14 protein-coding genes are annotated in these 14770 nt (G+C 63.2%); 6 read left to right on the plus strand and 8 right to left on the minus strand.

Annotated elements, in window-relative coordinates; genetic code table 11:
• Window positions 1-7 precede the first annotated feature (7 nt).
• Both IGS60_RS15375 and fur read right to left on the minus strand, forming a co-directional pair.
• Complete coding sequence (locus IGS60_RS15375) at window positions 8-370, minus strand: MerR family transcriptional regulator (protein ID WP_121669994.1); 363 nt, start codon at window positions 368-370, stop codon at window positions 8-10.
• A 74-nt stretch (window positions 371-444) separates the two neighbouring features.
• Complete coding sequence (gene fur, locus IGS60_RS15380) at window positions 445-885, minus strand: ferric iron uptake transcriptional regulator (protein ID WP_034756687.1); 441 nt, start codon at window positions 883-885, stop codon at window positions 445-447.
• Window positions 886-1249: 364 nt separating this feature from the next.
• Between fur and IGS60_RS15385 the strand changes: the two genes are divergently transcribed.
• Window positions 1250-1867, plus strand: coding sequence for an OmpW family protein (locus IGS60_RS15385; protein ID WP_070222294.1), 618 nt, complete (start codon window positions 1250-1252; stop codon window positions 1865-1867).
• 78 nt (window positions 1868-1945) lie between these two features.
• On the opposite strand, the gene IGS60_RS15390 is transcribed toward IGS60_RS15385, so the two are convergent.
• The 4 genes from IGS60_RS15390 to IGS60_RS15405 all read right to left on the minus strand — a co-directional run bounded on the left by IGS60_RS15390 (window position 1946) and on the right by IGS60_RS15405 (window position 5058).
• On the minus strand, window positions 1946-2773 hold the full coding sequence (locus tag IGS60_RS15390) for a MetQ/NlpA family ABC transporter substrate-binding protein (protein WP_230505316.1): 828 nt from the start codon (window positions 2771-2773) through the stop codon (window positions 1946-1948).
• A 25-nt stretch (window positions 2774-2798) separates the two neighbouring features.
• Complete coding sequence (locus IGS60_RS15395; RefSeq protein WP_070313210.1) at window positions 2799-3473, minus strand: methionine ABC transporter permease; 675 nt, start codon at window positions 3471-3473, stop codon at window positions 2799-2801.
• Entirely contained in the window at window positions 3466-4275 is an 810-nt protein-coding gene (locus tag IGS60_RS15400; protein ID WP_070222288.1) for a methionine ABC transporter ATP-binding protein, read from the minus strand. Before IGS60_RS15400 ends, IGS60_RS15395 begins: the two co-directional genes overlap by 8 nt.
• Before the next feature lie 324 nt (window positions 4276-4599).
• Complete coding sequence (locus IGS60_RS15405; RefSeq protein WP_268994098.1) at window positions 4600-5058, minus strand: YbaN family protein; 459 nt, start codon at window positions 5056-5058, stop codon at window positions 4600-4602.
• A gap of 467 nt (window positions 5059-5525) precedes the next feature.
• Between IGS60_RS15405 and IGS60_RS15410 the strand changes: the two genes are divergently transcribed.
• Window positions 5526-6092 carry a YceI family protein gene (locus tag IGS60_RS15410; RefSeq protein WP_121671135.1) on the plus strand — a complete coding sequence of 189 codons (567 nt, stop codon included), beginning with the start codon at window positions 5526-5528 and terminating at the stop codon, window positions 6090-6092.
• A 183-nt stretch (window positions 6093-6275) separates the two neighbouring features.
• On the opposite strand, the gene IGS60_RS15415 is transcribed toward IGS60_RS15410, so the two are convergent.
• Window positions 6276-8084 carry an NAD(P)/FAD-dependent oxidoreductase gene (locus IGS60_RS15415; protein ID WP_230505318.1) on the minus strand — a complete coding sequence of 603 codons (1809 nt, stop codon included), beginning with the start codon at window positions 8082-8084 and terminating at the stop codon, window positions 6276-6278.
• A 143-nt stretch (window positions 8085-8227) separates the two neighbouring features.
• Window positions 8228-9370 (minus strand): sigma-54-dependent Fis family transcriptional regulator, encoded by a 1143-nt coding sequence (locus tag IGS60_RS15420; protein ID WP_230505320.1) that lies wholly within the window; start codon window positions 9368-9370, stop codon window positions 8228-8230.
• Between the two features lie 209 nt (window positions 9371-9579).
• Between IGS60_RS15420 and IGS60_RS15425 the strand changes: the two genes are divergently transcribed.
• The 4 genes from IGS60_RS15425 to IGS60_RS15440 all read left to right on the plus strand — a co-directional run bounded on the left by IGS60_RS15425 (window position 9580) and on the right by IGS60_RS15440 (window position 14576).
• Entirely contained in the window at window positions 9580-11076 is a 1497-nt protein-coding gene (locus tag IGS60_RS15425) for an alginate export family protein (protein WP_230505322.1), read from the plus strand.
• 28 nt (window positions 11077-11104) lie between these two features.
• Window positions 11105-12433, plus strand: coding sequence for a serine hydrolase (locus IGS60_RS15430; protein ID WP_230505325.1), 1329 nt, complete (start codon window positions 11105-11107; stop codon window positions 12431-12433).
• Window positions 12434-12512: 79 nt separating this feature from the next.
• Window positions 12513-14081, plus strand: a complete 1569-nt coding sequence (locus IGS60_RS15435; protein WP_230505327.1) for a CHASE2 domain-containing protein — start codon at window positions 12513-12515, stop codon at window positions 14079-14081.
• A gap of 63 nt (window positions 14082-14144) precedes the next feature.
• Entirely contained in the window at window positions 14145-14576 is a 432-nt protein-coding gene (locus IGS60_RS15440) for a GFA family protein (RefSeq protein WP_070290728.1), read from the plus strand.
• Window positions 14577-14770 lie beyond the last annotated feature (194 nt).

Raw genomic sequence — 14770 nt, forward strand, 5'->3', positions numbered from 1 at the left:
CGCAGTGTCAGGCTGCCTGCAGTTGCTGGCGCGCCAGGCAGTCACGGATTTCCGTGTCGATGTCGGCCAGCTGCACGTCGAGCTGGCGCAGGCGGGCGATATCCTGCCGCACCTGCGCGCGCTTGGCGTCGATGTGCCGCGACAGGGCGGCCCAGTCCGTATCGTCGCCGGCCAGGACGGGCAGCAGTTCGGCCAGGCGGAAGCCCAGGACCTGCGCCTGGCGTATCAGTTTGACCTGCGCCAGGTCTTGCTGCGTGTAGACGCGATAGGCGCCGGAACGGCGCACGTCGCCCAGCAAGCCCAGCGCTTCATAGTGGCGCAAGGCCTTGGGCGAGGTGCCCGCCAGGCGGGCGATTTCTCCGATGTACATGCTTGTCCCTTGTTGAGCTGTGGCGCACGCAGTGTAGCGCAGGTGGCTTGCCAGGCGCTACCTTCCGCGCTGCCTCAGGAGGCTTTGCGCGGCGGGACTTTCTTCGCCGTGCACTCGGCGCAGGTGCCGTACAGCGACAGCGCGTGCTCGTGCAGCACGAAGCCCCGTTCGGCGGCGATCTCGTTCTGGCGCAGTTCGATGCCTTCGTCGACGAATTCATCGACCTTGCCGCAACCCGTGCAGACCAGGTGGTCGTGGTGCTGGCCTTCATTGAGTTCGAACACGGCGTGGCCCGATTCGAAGTGCCGGCGAAACAGAATGCCGGCCTCGGCAAACTGCATCAGCACGCGGTAGATGGTGGCCAGGCCCACGTCGATCTTTTCAGCCAGCAAGAGTTTGTAGACATCGTCCGCACTTAGGTGCTTGATCGTGCCTTCCTGGAACAGCTGCAGAATCCGCAAGCGGGGGATGGTCACTTTCAAGCCCGATTCACGCAGTTCCCTCAATATATCCATGTCTCCCATTCCTTTTTGTAGTCGCTGAGCGAGGTAAGCCATTATATCGCAAATGATAATCATTACCATTCTCATGTGTGCACTGGAAATAGTATGCTGCAGGGGCCGGCGGCAATCCAGTGACATCGGCGCAAGTAACCATTGCGCGGCGCGCAACTTGTCTCAGCATTGCGCGGCTGGCTGGCCGCTGAAATAGGGGACCTTGCATCCGGTCACGCTGCATTGCCGCATTTTCTTGACTTGGGCAAAGGAAAAAATCCGTCTAGTGATGCCATCTAGCACTATTTGATGTGGATCAAAGTTTTTGTTGCACTGCACTCTTAGACTTCGCAGCGTTACTTAACGACAAAAAGAGGGAACTAGAATGAAAAAGTCCGCAACTGCAGCAGCAATCGTCCTGGCCGCCATCGGCGCCTTCGCCGGCAACGCAATGGCACAGGAAAGCCCATGGCTGGTCCGTGCCCGCGCCGTGCACATCGATCCGGCCAACAAATCTGCTCCTGTTGGTGGCGTCGGCGCATCCGACCTTATTCACGTCAGCAGCAAGACGATTCCTGAAATCGATATTTCGTATTTCTTCACGCCTAACATCGCTGCCGAGCTGATCCTGACGTATCCGCAAAAGCATGACGTTACCTTGTCCGGCACGAAGATCGGTACTTTCAAGCATTTGCCGCCGACCCTGTCGCTGCAATACCACTTCATGCCTGAAAAACAGTTCAGCCCATACGTGGGTGCCGGCGTGAACTACACGAATATCTCGGACGTGAAATTGCTGAACGGCGCAGGCCGCCTGGAGCATGACAGCTGGGGTTACTCGCTGCAAGCCGGTGTCGATTACAAACTGGACAAAAACTGGTCGCTGAACTTCGACATCAAGAAAGTACAGATCCGCAGCGACGTACTGGCCGGCGGCGCCAAGATCAGCGAAGTCAAAGTCGATCCTATCCTGATCGGCGTAGGCGTGGGCTACCGCTTCTAAATAGTGATGGCGCCCGCAAGGCGCGGACAATAAAAAAGGACGGCCTTGGCCGTCCTTTTTACGTTTGGTGCACGCCGTTTATTTTTTCAGCGTCTTTTCCAGCGCCAGCTGGTAGTCCGTCTTTTCGTAACCGGCCAGGTATTTGTTCGTCGCGTCGAGGAAGGCGCGCGAGCGGTAGGCCGCTTCCAGGTCCTTGACCCATGGTTTACCCTTGTCGGCCGTGCGGATGGCGACCAGGTTGATATAGCTGTCCGAGATCTTTTCCACGCTCAGGGCCGAGGTCAGCTTCATGCCGGCGGCCAGGGCGAAGTTACCGTTCACAAAGGCGTAGTCGGCGTCTGCCAGCGAACGTGGCAGCTGCGCCGCTTCCAGCGGCACCAGTTTCAGCTTCTTCGGGTTCTCCAGCACGTCGCGTTCGGACGCGCGCAGCGGATCGACGTTCGGTTTGAGCTTGATCCAGCCCATCTTGGCCAGCATCACCAGCGCGCGCGCCTGGTTGGTAGGATCGTTCGGCATGGTGATGGTGGCGCCGTTCTTGACTTCGGCCAGGGTTTTCTGCTTGCCGCCGTACAGGCCGATCGGCATGGTCGGCACGGTGATCAGGGCGCTCAATGGCAGCTTGTTATCGGTGGCGAACTTGGTCAGGTAGACGATGTGCTGGAACACGTTGGCGTCCAGCGACCCTTCGGCCAGCGCGTAGTTCGGCTGCACGTAGTCGTTGAATTCCACGATCTTGACCTTGTAACCCTGTTTTTCCAGGATAGGCTTGATGCCCAGCTTCAGCTGGTCGGAATACGGGCCGGAGCTGGTGCCGATGACGAGTTCTTTCGGGTCCTTGGCATGGGCGGCGGTGGCGAAGGCCAGGCTGGCGGCGGCCAGGAGCAAATTACGGCGAAGGTGGTTCATGCAGGTCCTTGTTTCTGAATTTGAATTAACGTTTGTCGAGGCGCTTGGCGATGCGCGTGCCGGCGAACTGGATGGTTTGCACCAGCACGATCAGGATGGCCACGGTGGCGACCATGATGTCCGTCTCGAAGCGGTAGTAGCCGTAACGGATGGCCAGGTCGCCGATACCGCCGCCGCCCACCACGCCGGCCACGGCCGAATACGACAGGAAGCTGATCGACAGCACGGTCAGCGCCAGCACGAGGCCGGAGCGCGCTTCGACCAGCAGCACGCGGAAGATGATCTGCATTTCCGACGCGCCCATGGCGTGCGCCGCTTCGATCACGCCGCGCGGCACTTCGCGCAGGTTCTGTTCCACCAGGCGCGCCAGGTAGGGAATGGCGGCGAACGACAGCGGCACGCTGGCCGCCAGCGGGCCGATCGAGGTGCCCGCGATGATGCGCGTAAACGGCGTCAGGGCGACGAGCAAAATGATGAAGGGGAAGCTGCGCACGGTATTCACCAGCCAGCCGAGGATCGTCGACAGCGGACGGTTTTCCAGCGACTGGCCTTCCGAGACGAGGAACAGCAAAATGCCCAGCGGGCCGCCGATCAGGATGGCGGCGGTCAAGCCGATGCCCAGCATGGTCATGGTCTGGCCCAGCGCCACCCAGATTTCCGGCAGCAGCTTGACGACGTTATTGATCGATTCTTCAAACATGTGTTGCATCCTTCCATGCGGTGGCTTCAAACGCCTCGGTGCCGTAATACGCCAGCTCGCGTCCCAGCGCCGTCTTGCGCGGAGTGGCCGTGTCGCTCAAGTCGAATTGTTCGGCGATGGCGCCGTTTTCCACGACGGCCACGCGGTTGCAGATGGCGCCCAGCACCGACAGCTCATGGCTGACGATGACGATGGTCACGCCGAGGCGCGCATTGATGTCGCGCAGGGTGTCGAGCAGGGCGCGCGTCGTTTCCGCGTCCAGCGCGGACGTCGGCTCGTCGCACAGCAGCACGTCGGGGTGGCTGGCCAGGGCGCGGGCGATCGCCACGCGCTGTTTCTGCCCGCCGGACAATTGCGCCGGATAGCTGTGCAGCTTGTCGGACAGGCCGACGAGCGCCAGGCATTCCTCGACTCTGGCGGCGATCTGCTCGCCCTTGGTCGTGCCATGGATTTTCAGGGGGAAGGCGACGTTGTCGAAGACGCTGGCGTTTTGCAGCAAATTGAATTGCTGGAAAATCATGCCGATATTCTGGCGCGCGTCGCGCAGTTCGCTCTTGCCCAGGCGGGTCAGTTCGCGCCCGGCCACGGTAATGGTGCCGCTGTCGGGGCGCTCGAGCAGGTTAATCAGGCGCAGCAGGGTCGATTTGCCGGCGCCGCTCTTGCCGATCAGGCCGAAAATATCACCGGGATAGACTTCCAGCGTGACCGATTTGACCGCGTGGAATTGTTCGCCCTTGGGCAGCGCGAAGGTCTTGTTCGCGCCATCGATGCGAATCACCGGCGTACGGTGTGGTGTGGTCATGCAGTGTTTCCTTTTTTATTGGACCGTCACAGGCTTGCTTGCAGGGGCCAAATCGCCCAGCCTGTTACGTCGGTTGCGTAGTATACCTCCGATCGTGTTATTACTCCTACGACAGAATCTTGCTTTGAATATGCAAATAATGTCTATGCGACTGTTTTCAAGTGAAAAAAGCGGGAAAGCGGCGTTCTTGCCGAATTTAATCGCGCCGATGGGCGTGGCGGAGCCGCATCTTGGTGAAAAGTTCGACGCGCCCTGTGCAGGCATCGCGGTGATTTTATGTGCGGTTCGGCTCAGTTGCCGTTTTTTCGCCGCGGGCAGGGCCGTTTACTGCCTGCGATTGTCCTCTTCACGGGCAGATTCTGCTCCGCTGGCCGCAGGACCTTCGGGACGGCGCAACAGGTAGATGAGCACGGCGAGCTCCATGGCGCCCACCATGGCGATGACCCACCACGGCGGATGGCCGAGGCACATGGCGACGAAGCCGATGGCCATGCCCAGGCAAGCCATGGCCTTGCCGCGCCGCGAGACGGCGCGGTGTTCGCGCCACTGGCGCAGCGGCGGGCCGAAGCGCGGATGGTGCAGCAGCCAGTGCTCGAGGCGCGGCGAGGCGCGGCTGAAGCAGGCCAGGGCGAGGATCAGGAAAATCGTCGTCGGCATGACGGGCAGCATGGCGCCGATGATCCCCAGCAGCACCATCAGGGCGCCGGCAGCGGTCCAGGCCCAGCGGCGCAGGCGCGCGCCGTGCGCTTCGCGCAGGGAAGCCTGGGCGTGCGGCTCGCCCATCAGGCGAGGGCGCCGGCTGTCAGGCCCTGGCTGCGGGGCGGGGAAACGATGGGCTGTGCGTTCAAGGTGTGCGTATCGTGGCGGGTGGCCGTCATGTTTTTCTGCTGTATGTGCTGCGCTATTATGGAGGAATCAAGGCGAACCTGCAGGCTTGCCGGGGCCGCAATGATAACAATCCTGCAGGGTAATAACAAGAATCATTCTCATTTGCGGCCTGATCTGAGGCGCCGGATAACGCTGGATATTTTTGGCAATGCAGACAATAATCGGCAACAGAAGACGTTGTCGTGGACATCCTTACCGTTATTATCGATTTTTTCGATGCTAACTAGGTATATTTTCCGTTTTACATCGATCTTCATGCCATGCATAATCTGTTGCAACTGAAGCCAGACAATCAGCCGCAGCGCTTCCCGCCTGCCGCCGGTTGCGGTTTTGACATCCTCCACTCCAAACAGGAATTTACAATGAAAAAACTGCTCGCTTTTATCGCCGCCGCCGGCTTCTCGCTGTCCGCCTTTGCCGCTCCGGAAGTCTATGTCATCGATGGCAGCCATACTTTCCCCCGTTTCGAATACACCCACATGGGTTTCTCGACGCAGCAAAGCCGTTTCAATAACACCACCGGCAAGGTTACCCTGGACCGCGCCGCCAGGACGGGCGCCGTCGAAGTGCTGATCGACACCAAGTCCGTCGATACGGGTTCGACCCTGTTCAACTCGCACATCCAGGGCGAAGACTTCCTCGACACGGCCAAGTATCCCGTCGCCACGTACAAATCGACCAGGTTCAATTTCGACGGCGACAAGCTGGCCTCCGTGGAAGGCAACCTGACCCTGAAAGGCGTGACCAAGCCAGTGACCCTGACCGTCACCTCGTTCAATTGCGCACCGCACCCGATGCTGAAAAAAGACGCGTGCGGCGCCAACGCCACGGCCAAGATCAAGCGCTCGGAATTCAACGCCGGCAAATATGCGCCGGCCGTCAGCGATGACGTGACCCTGACGTTTGCGATCGAAGCCATCAAGCAGTAATCGTTGGCTGCATGACGTAAAAAATGGCGGCGGACTTCGGTCCGCCGCCATTTTTTTTGAGTGGGTGGTGGCGGTAGGTCGGATTAGTGCGGCAACGCCGCGCGTAATCCGACATGAGCCGCCAGCAAGGTGTCGGATTACGCGCTTCCCGCGCTAATCCGACCTACATGGGTTGCATCGCCTTTACGCCAGGTGATGCACTTCCTGCTGCCCATACACGGGCGTGTTCAACCCTTCCATGCGCGCCTTCAGCTGCAGCGACAGGTATTGCGAATAATGGCGCGACTGGTGCAGGTTACCGCCGTGGAACCATAGCGCTTGCTGCTGCGTGGGTTTCCACATATTGCGCTGCTCGCCCTCCCACGGGCCCGGGTCCTTCGTCGTGGCCGAACCGAGGCCCCACACCTTGCCCACTTTATTCGCCACCTCGGGCGAGATCAGGTCGGCCGCCCAGCCGTTCATGGAGCCGTAGCCGGTGGCGTACACCACGAGGTCGGCGGGCAGCTCCGTGCCGTCGGACAGCACGATGGAATGGGCTTTCAGTTCCTGCACGCCGACCGCGCTTTTCAGCTTGATCTTGCCCTCGGCGACCAGCTCGGAGGCGCCCACGTCGATGTAGTAGCCGGAGCCGCGGCGCAGGTATTTCATGAACAGGCCCGAATCGTCGTCGCCGAAATCGAGCATGAAGCCCCGTTCTTCCAGGCGCGCATAAAAGTCCGCGTCGCGTTCGCGGATGGCCTTGAAGACGGGCTTCTGGAAGTCGGCCAGGATCTTGTACGGAATCGAGGCGAACGTGAGGTCGGCCTTGTTTGTGGTCATGCCGGCCGCCAGCGCCCGTTCCGAATACAGGTCGCCCAGCGCCAGGTCCATCAAGGAATCGGACTTGACGATGTGCGTCGACGAGCGCTGCACCATGGTCACGTCCACGCCCGCTTCCCACAGGGCGGCGCAGATATCGTGCGCGGAATTGTTCGCGCCGATGACCACCACCTTCTTGCCGGCATACGCGTCCGGTCCCGGATGCTGCGACGAGTGCTGCTGCTCGCCCTGGAACACGTCCATGCCCTTGAACTTCGGCATGTTCGCCTTGCCCGACATGCCCGTCGCCAGCACCAGCTGCTGCGGCTTCAGGGTGACGGGCTGGCCATCGCGCAGCACCTGCACCGTCCACTCGCCGCTGGCTTCGTTGAAGCTGGCCGATTCGCATGACGTCGAGCCCCAGTAGTTCAGTTCCATCACCTTGGTGTACATCTCCAGCCAGTCGCCGACCTTGTCCTTCGGTGTGAAGACGGGCCAGTTATCCGGGAAAGGGATGTACGGCATGTGGTCGTACCAGACGGGGTCGTGCAGGCACAGCGATTTGTAGCGCTTGCGCCAGCTGTCGCCGGGGCGGGCGTTTTTCTCGATGATGATGGTGGGGACGTTCAATTGCCGCAGGCGCGCGCCCAGCGCGATGCCGCCCTGGCCGCCGCCGATGATGACGCAATAGGGCTGACGTGCGTAACCGAGTTCCTTGGCTTCCTGTTCGCGGTGCTCCAGCCAGCTGCTGCGGTTGGTGCGCGCCCCGTGTTCGGCGCCCATGGGCCGCCGGCCGCCCTTGGCTTCCTCGAAACCCTTCAATTCGCTCATGGTGGTGAGCAGGGTCCAGATCTTGCCGTCGCGGATGCGGATGAAGCCCACGCCGCGCGCCACGTCCGTTTCCACCGTGATCCAGCTTTGCAGCACGCCGCCCGCTTCCACCGCATGTTCGCCGTCGGCGATGCGGATGGCAACCGGCTGCACGGCGCCCAGCTGGGCGGTCAGCATGGCGGCGATCTGCTCGCGGCCTTCCAGGGTTTTCAGGTTCCAGGTAAACAGCACCAGGTCGCGCCAGTAGCCATCCTGTTCGAACAGCTGTGCGGCGCCCGTGCCGTCGCTGGCGCGAAGACAGCCTTCGAGCTGCTCCAGGATGCCGGCCACGGCCAAGTCGTGCGGGTTGATTTCGGTTTGCATCGTGTCTCCTCCAAGTCTGCTGACTTTATGATGGGATGCGGCTGTGTTGCCGCTGACGATGTTGTAACACTGGCGTTCCAGCCCCGCATTCCGCAGCGCAGCATGGCGGAATGTGAGACGGAAATCTCAGCGTGCCGTATGCCTTACTGGCGGTGCGGCGGCACGATGTGCAGCTGCTTGATGCGCCGGTACAGGGTGGCGCGCGAGACGCCCAGCATGGCGGCCGCCTGCAGCGGGCGCCACTTGGCGGCGTTCATGGCGTTGACGATGCGCGTGCGCTCGGCCAGATCCGGCGGCGTGCAGGCCGGCGCGTCCTGCGTCACGGGAGCGGCATTCTTGATGCGTACCCGCGCGCTGGCCTGGCGCAGCGGCGCGCGCACGCGCGCGTGCAGCCAGGTGCTGCCGCCGGCCAGGCGCAGCGACAGCAGATTGTGTCCCGTACGCGCATCGAACAGCCGTTCGGCGCGCACTTCCAGCACCTCGGCGACGGGGCGGGGAAGGGCGTCCAGGCCCCCGATGACGTCGCGCGCGCAGCGGTTGGCGGCGACGATGTCGCCATGCTCGTCGATGGCGAGCAGCATCTCCGGCTGCACTTCCACGAAGTGGCGGTTGCGGTGCGCCAGCAGGATGCAGCAATGGCCATAGGAGGTGAGAAAAAAGCCGTCCTCGATCAGGGTCGCGCCCTGGCGCACCAGCTGTTTGACCAGGCGCTGGCTGTCGCGCGCATCGGGCGAATTCAAGGCCGAGGCATCGAGCACGCCGATCAAGTCGCCGTGCGGAGAAAAGATCGGTGCGGCGCTGCAGGTCAGGCCCGTGAAGGCGGCGCGGAAGTGGTCGGTCTTGTGCACGGTGATGGCTTCCTGGTCGAGCAGCACGGAGGCGATGCCGCACGTGCCTTCTTCCTCTTCCGACCAGCACGAGCCCGGGTACAGGCCCGCCTTCTTGAAATCCTTGCGCTGGTCCGTGTCGACCGCGTAGTCGATCGTCACGCCGCGCGCATTGGCCAGGATGACGCAGTAGCCCGCTTCGCGCACCATGGCGTGCAGGCGCGGCAGGCACTGGCCCGTGGAGCGCAGAAAATTTTCCTCGGACTGCTGGATGGCGCGCAGTTCGGCGCCCGTCAGGATGCGCGGCCCCGTGGTGGACGCGGGATCGAGCCGGTAGTCGTCCAGCGAGCGCCGGTACGACGACGCCAGCCTGGCCGTATCGGCGCCAGGATTGACGACGCGGCCGGCGATCAGGTCGCGCACGCGCTCGATATGGTTGGTCTGGCGGACGTAGGGCATGGCGCTCTCCGGTATCTCGGTATCTGCTTTATGGTATTTCGTTTGTAGCACGAAGCCCCGGATGGCGCATCCTGCGCTGCAGCATCGGCTGCCGTGAGACGTTCGTCTCAACGCCTGGCGCCGCACAATAGGATGCTTTACAACAATAAAAAAGAGCATCTCTGATAACATCCGTTCAAATCTGAGGTCAGCTATCGCAAGGGATACCTATGACAACGCAAGCGATGTTCCCCGTGCGCAGCTCACTCGTCCTGGCCCTGCTGGGCTGGAGCGCCGCCTGCGCCGCCGCCGGCCAGCTCGATCCCGATGGCCAGAGCAGCATGGAAAAAGAGGTAGCCCGGCGCGCCGCCGTCGAACCGGCCATGGCCGCCGGCTGGCACATGATGCGTTCCGTGGAAGCGGGCGTGCAGGTGGCCGGCGAGAGCAATCTGTTCTGGAAGCTGTCGAATACGCCGGCGCGCAATCCCGGCTTCGATTTCAATCCCAACTGGTACGAGTTCTATGTCAAGCCGGCGCTCGGTTTCAAGCGCAACGTGGGCGACGGCAAGCAGCTGTATGCGCGCGTGTCCGCCGTCGGCTCAGGCACCTTGCGCCACGATCCGTTTGGCGCGGGCGACACGGGCCGCATCTCGATCGAGGAATTCGTCGCCGGCATCCGCATGCCGCTCGGCGGCACGCGCGCCATGGTCGATGTGTCGGCCGGCGCGCAGAATTTCACGCTGGGTACCGGCATGCTGATCGCCAATGGCGGCTCGAACGGCTTTGACCGCGGCGCGCTGAAACTGGGGCCGCGCAAGGCTTTCCAGAATTCCGTGGTGGCCAGAATAAGCCAGGACGCGTTCAGCGCCCAGGCGTTTTATCTCGACCCGAATGAAAATCCCGACAACGATAGCGGCACGCGCGTCGTCGGCGTTGACGTCAGCTACGCGCCCGCGAACGACCGCAAGGCCGGCGTCGCGTATGGCAAGGTGCCCCGTTCGCATGCGGCGTATCCGCAGGCGGCGCCAGGCGGCATCGGCGCACCGCTGGCCGTGCCTGACGGCCGCAAGGACTTGCAGTTCGTGTATGGCTACGCGCGCGTTCCCGTGCTGCCCACCGTGCTGTCGAAAGGCTGGTTCGGCGTCGATGCCGCGCGCGAGTGGAATACGCGCGAGCCGATGCGGGCCTGGGGCTGGCGCACGGAAGGGGGCTTTTCGCTGCCCGACGTGGCGTGGACGCCGAAGTTCACGCTTGGCTACCAGAGCTTTTCCGGTGACGATCCGCGCACGGCGCGCAATGAGCGCTTCGATCCGCTGTTCTTCGAAGGCACGCCGGGCGCCTGGGCTTCGGGCAGCAAGGCGACCTGGGTCTTCGTCAATGCCAACGTGAATGCGCTGCAGGCCACCATCGAGCTGCACCCGACGCCGAAGGACACCGTGACCGCCTACCTGGCCCAGGTGCGGGCCAACCAGATGGGCAGCCCGCTGCAGTTCGGCCAGGCCACGCGCCTCGACGTGCCGGGCGGCGCGCCCGTGGTGATCGCCGGCGTGTTGCGCCCGATGCTGGCCAACGACGTCTTCGTCAAATACGTGCGCGTGGTGAACCCGAATACCTACCTGACCCTGGGCTTCAGCGCCTCGTTCGCGCAGTCGGGCGTGAACCAGCTGGTGAACGGGCAGGCCAGGACCTGGACGGGATGGCTGGCGAACGTGGTATGGGTTTATTAAATATTCTGTCTATCAAGGAGAGCATCGCATGAACGATTTTCCCAGCATGAAACGCCTGGCCCTGGCCGCCGCCTGCCTGGCGCTGTCCGCCGGCGCCCACGCGGCAGAGGCGACGGCGCCGCTGTCGGCCGCCGCCAGCGATCCGGCCGCATTGCAATGGATGGTGGGCGCGCCGCCGCCGGCCGACAAGATCATCCGTTTCGACGATGGCAGCTATTTCAATTTCCCGCAGCTGCGCTGGAGCGTGTCGCACTTCCGCCAGCTGATGCCGACGGTGGATGTCTCGCGCGGCTTGAAGGCACCCGTGCCCCTGAAACGCGCGCTGCGCACGGATATCGACGGCCTGCGCTTCACGCCTCTGGGCGCGAAGGAAACGATGACCTGGGAACAGTCGCTGGGCGCCAACTACACGGACGGCATCGTGGTGCTGCACCGGGGCCGCATCGTGTATGAACGTTATCTTGGCGTGTTGAAGGAAGGCGGCCAGCATGGCGCCATGTCCGTGACGAAGTCCGTCATGGGCACCCTGGGCGCGGCGCTGGTGGCCGAAGGCAAGCTCGATCCGGACAAAAAAGTGGCCGATTACGTGCCGGAACTGGCCAAGTCCGCGTTTGGCGACGCCACCGTGCGCCAGGTGCTGGACATGACCACGGGCCTGCAATTCAGCGAAGATTATGCGGACCCGAAAGCGGAAGTGTGGCAGCACGCGGCGGCCGGCAGCCCGCTGCCCAAGCCCAAGGATTACACGGGGCCGCGCAGCTATTTCGAGTACCTGCAGACGGTGCGGCACGAGGGCCGGCATGGCGAGGCGTTCGGCTACCGCACGGTCAACTCCGACGTGCTGGGCTGGATCATCGCCCGTGTCACGGGCCAGAACGTCAACGACTACCTGTCCGAGCATGTCTGGCAAAAGCTGGGCGCCGAGCAGGATGCCTATATGACGGTCGATTCGACGGGCACGCCGTTTGCCGGCGGCGGCTTGAATGCGGGCTTGCGCGACCTGGCCCGCTTCGGCGAAATGCTGCGCAACGATGGCCGCTACAACGGCCAGCAGATTCTGCCCAAGGCAGCCGTCGACGATATCCGCCGCGGCGGCGACAAGCAGCTGTTCGCCAAGGGCGGCTACGATTTGCTCAAGGGCTGGAGCTACCGCGACATGTGGTGGGTCACGCATAACGACCATGGCGCCTACATGGCGCGCGGCGTGTACGGCCAGCGCATCTATGTCGATCCGAAGGCGGAAATGGTGATCGTGCGCTTCGCCTCGACGCCGACGGCGGCCAATGCGGCGAACGACCCGACCACCACGCCGGCCTTCGAAGCGCTGGGCAAGCTGCTGCTGGCCAAGCCGAAGTAGGTTGCCAGCAGTGCGGCTGAACGGGCACAACTGCAATATACTATCCTTTCGTCATTATTTGTTGCTTGAATGATAATTCATGCAACGCACGCGAAGGGAACGCACCGTGGAAACCAGCCAGCCGGACCAACCGCGCCCCCCGCTGTGGCGGCGCCTGCTGTGGCCGGTCGCCCAGCTGGGCTCGGCCTTCAAGCTGACGGGCACGCATCTGCTGCATCACGTGATCGGCGCCAGCCTGATCGCCGCGCTGATGCTGGTGCTGGAAGGTTTTCACGTGCTCGAATGGCTCGATGCGGCCATGCTGCGCGCCAGCGCGGAACAGGGGCAACTGCTGAACCGGGGCAAGGACCCGGGCGCCGCCTACCGGCCCGGCATCATCGAAATAGACCAGCCCGCGTTCGAACAGGTGTTCGACGAGCGCGAACCGCTGGAACGCACGCGCCTGGAACAAGTGATCGCCAGCGCCGCAGCGCGCGGCAGCAAGGTGCTGGCCATCGACCTGGACCTGGCGCCGGCCGTGTATGAACAGCACAAGGATGGCGAGCGGCCGCTCGACAGCTTGCTCGACCGGCTGGCCGCCGAGGGCCGGAAACTGGTGCTGATCCTGCCCGAACAATCGGACCAGAATGCGAACCTGGCGTGGATACGCGCGCGCTGCGCGGCCGGCATCCACTTCGCCAGCCCGCGTATCCGCGAGCGCATGGGCGCCGTCACGCGTATCGAGCTGAAAAGTCCCGTGCTGGCGGCAGTGGCCTTCGAGCTGGCGCATGGCGCCGACGAGCAGGAGCAGAAGCAGCCCATGCCGGCCGTCCTGTCCGAGCAAAAGGAGGGACTGGCACTGGCCGGCCGCGTGTGCCAGCTGGCGCGGCGCACGGGCAGCGAAAAGGAATTGGCGCGCTGGGCGTTCGAACCTGTCATCCACGGCGACGCCAGGGCGGCGGCGGAACAGAACGCCGTCACCGCGCCGTTTCACCCGGCCGCCGTGGCGCCGGCCTTCCTGAACCCCACGCGCACGCGCGTACAACTGATCGATGGGCAGGCCGGCGTGGCGGCGAATGCACTACGCAAGAACGTCGTGTATATCGGCAGCACCTATGACGTGCGCGACCGCTATACGACGGCCGAAGGCGAGCAGGCCGGCCTGCACCTGCACGCGGCCGCCCACACGTCGCTGGGCATCGGCACGGCCGACGTGAATAAATACGTGGTGTTCGCGGCCGACATCGTCATCGGCGTGCTGCTGGGCTGCCTGTTCGGCGGCCTGTGGACCTTGTACGGCCGCGCCGAGCTGGCCATCGACAAGCGCATGGAAGGCCACGATTTCAGCCGCCTGCACCGCATGGGCACCGTGGCGGAATTCTATGGCATCCGCCTGATGCTGGCGCTGGTGTGGGCTTCGCCGTTCGCCATCGGCGCGCTGGCCATCTACCTGTCGCGCGGCTTGCTTGAGCAGGGTTGGTGGGTCAATCCCGGGCCCCTGATCGCCGGCATGTTCCTGCACGCGATGTCGCTGCGCGACGAAGCCCACCACCCGCACGAGGAAGTGCCGGGCCTGTCCGTGTGGGCCCAGCTGCGCCGCACGCATCCGGGCATCGTGCTGGTGCAGGCGCCGCTGGCGCTGCTGCTGTTGATCGTCGCCCTGATCTAACGCAAACCGTGGCGCCGCGGCGGCGCTAAACTGGGCGCCTTTTTCATATCGCAGGAGGATGCCATGCTGACGGGAGGATGTTTGTGCGGCGAGGTCCGCTATGACGCCGGCGCGGACAGCTTTCATCAAAGCGCCTGCCACTGTTCCGTGTGCCGCCGCGCGTCGGGCGCGCCGTTTGTCGCCTGGTTCAGCGTGCCACGGGCGAACTTTCGCTGGCGGCAGGGGCAAGCGATGTCGTATGCGTCCAGCGTCCATGGCACGCGCAGCTTTTGTCCCCGCTGCGGCACGCAGCTGACCTTTGAAGACAGTGCCTATCCCGATGAAGTCGACGTGACTACCTGCAGCCTGGACAATCCCGAACAGCTGCCGCCGCACAGCCATATCTATACGGGCACGCAGCTGGAGTGGGTGAAGCTGGCCGATGGCTTGCCGCGCTATCGGGGCTCGCGCAGCGAGGAGGAGGAGCCTGGAGGGAAGGCGAGCAGGTCGGATTAGCCCAGCGGGCGTAATCCGACGTGCCGTTGCCGCTCAAGGACGCGGCATTCTGTCGGCAAGCGCACTGCCGCGCCATTGCCCTATTTTTGGATGATAGTGGCATTGTCGGATTACGCTACGCTAATCCGACCTTGTATTATTCCCCTCATGCCGTTCGTGGTATTGCGAACGGTATCGACCGCTGTCAAAATCTT

It is taken from the genome of Janthinobacterium sp. FW305-128, from assembly GCF_020858135.1.
Lineage (GTDB): Bacteria > Pseudomonadota > Gammaproteobacteria > Burkholderiales > Burkholderiaceae_D > Janthinobacterium.

What these genes read in the sequence shown, in the direction of transcription:
- IGS60_RS15425 (WP_230505322.1), top strand. Translation starts at nt 9,580, where the DNA reads ATGACAACGCAAGCGATGTTCCCCGTGCGCAGCTCACTCGTCCTGGCC.
- IGS60_RS15420 (WP_230505320.1), bottom strand. Translation starts at nt 9,370, where the DNA reads ATGCCCTACGTCCGCCAGACCAACCATATCGAGCGCGTGCGCGACCTG.
- IGS60_RS15430 (WP_230505325.1), top strand. Translation starts at nt 11,105, where the DNA reads ATGAACGATTTTCCCAGCATGAAACGCCTGGCCCTGGCCGCCGCCTGC.
- IGS60_RS15405 (WP_268994098.1), bottom strand. Translation starts at nt 5,058, where the DNA reads ATGGGCGAGCCGCACGCCCAGGCTTCCCTGCGCGAAGCGCACGGCGCG.
- IGS60_RS15390 (WP_230505316.1), bottom strand. Translation starts at nt 2,773, where the DNA reads ATGAACCACCTTCGCCGTAATTTGCTCCTGGCCGCCGCCAGCCTGGCC.
- IGS60_RS15385 (WP_070222294.1), top strand. Translation starts at nt 1,250, where the DNA reads ATGAAAAAGTCCGCAACTGCAGCAGCAATCGTCCTGGCCGCCATCGGC.
- IGS60_RS15415 (WP_230505318.1), bottom strand. Translation starts at nt 8,084, where the DNA reads ATGCAAACCGAAATCAACCCGCACGACTTGGCCGTGGCCGGCATCCTG.
- IGS60_RS15435 (WP_230505327.1), top strand. Translation starts at nt 12,513, where the DNA reads ATGCAACGCACGCGAAGGGAACGCACCGTGGAAACCAGCCAGCCGGAC.
- IGS60_RS15375 (WP_121669994.1), bottom strand. Translation starts at nt 370, where the DNA reads ATGTACATCGGAGAAATCGCCCGCCTGGCGGGCACCTCGCCCAAGGCC.
- IGS60_RS15410 (WP_121671135.1), top strand. Translation starts at nt 5,526, where the DNA reads ATGAAAAAACTGCTCGCTTTTATCGCCGCCGCCGGCTTCTCGCTGTCC.
- IGS60_RS15440 (WP_070290728.1), top strand. Translation starts at nt 14,145, where the DNA reads ATGCTGACGGGAGGATGTTTGTGCGGCGAGGTCCGCTATGACGCCGGC.
- IGS60_RS15395 (WP_070313210.1), bottom strand. Translation starts at nt 3,473, where the DNA reads ATGTTTGAAGAATCGATCAATAACGTCGTCAAGCTGCTGCCGGAAATC.
- IGS60_RS15400 (WP_070222288.1), bottom strand. Translation starts at nt 4,275, where the DNA reads ATGACCACACCACACCGTACGCCGGTGATTCGCATCGATGGCGCGAAC.
- fur (WP_034756687.1), bottom strand. Translation starts at nt 885, where the DNA reads ATGGATATATTGAGGGAACTGCGTGAATCGGGCTTGAAAGTGACCATC.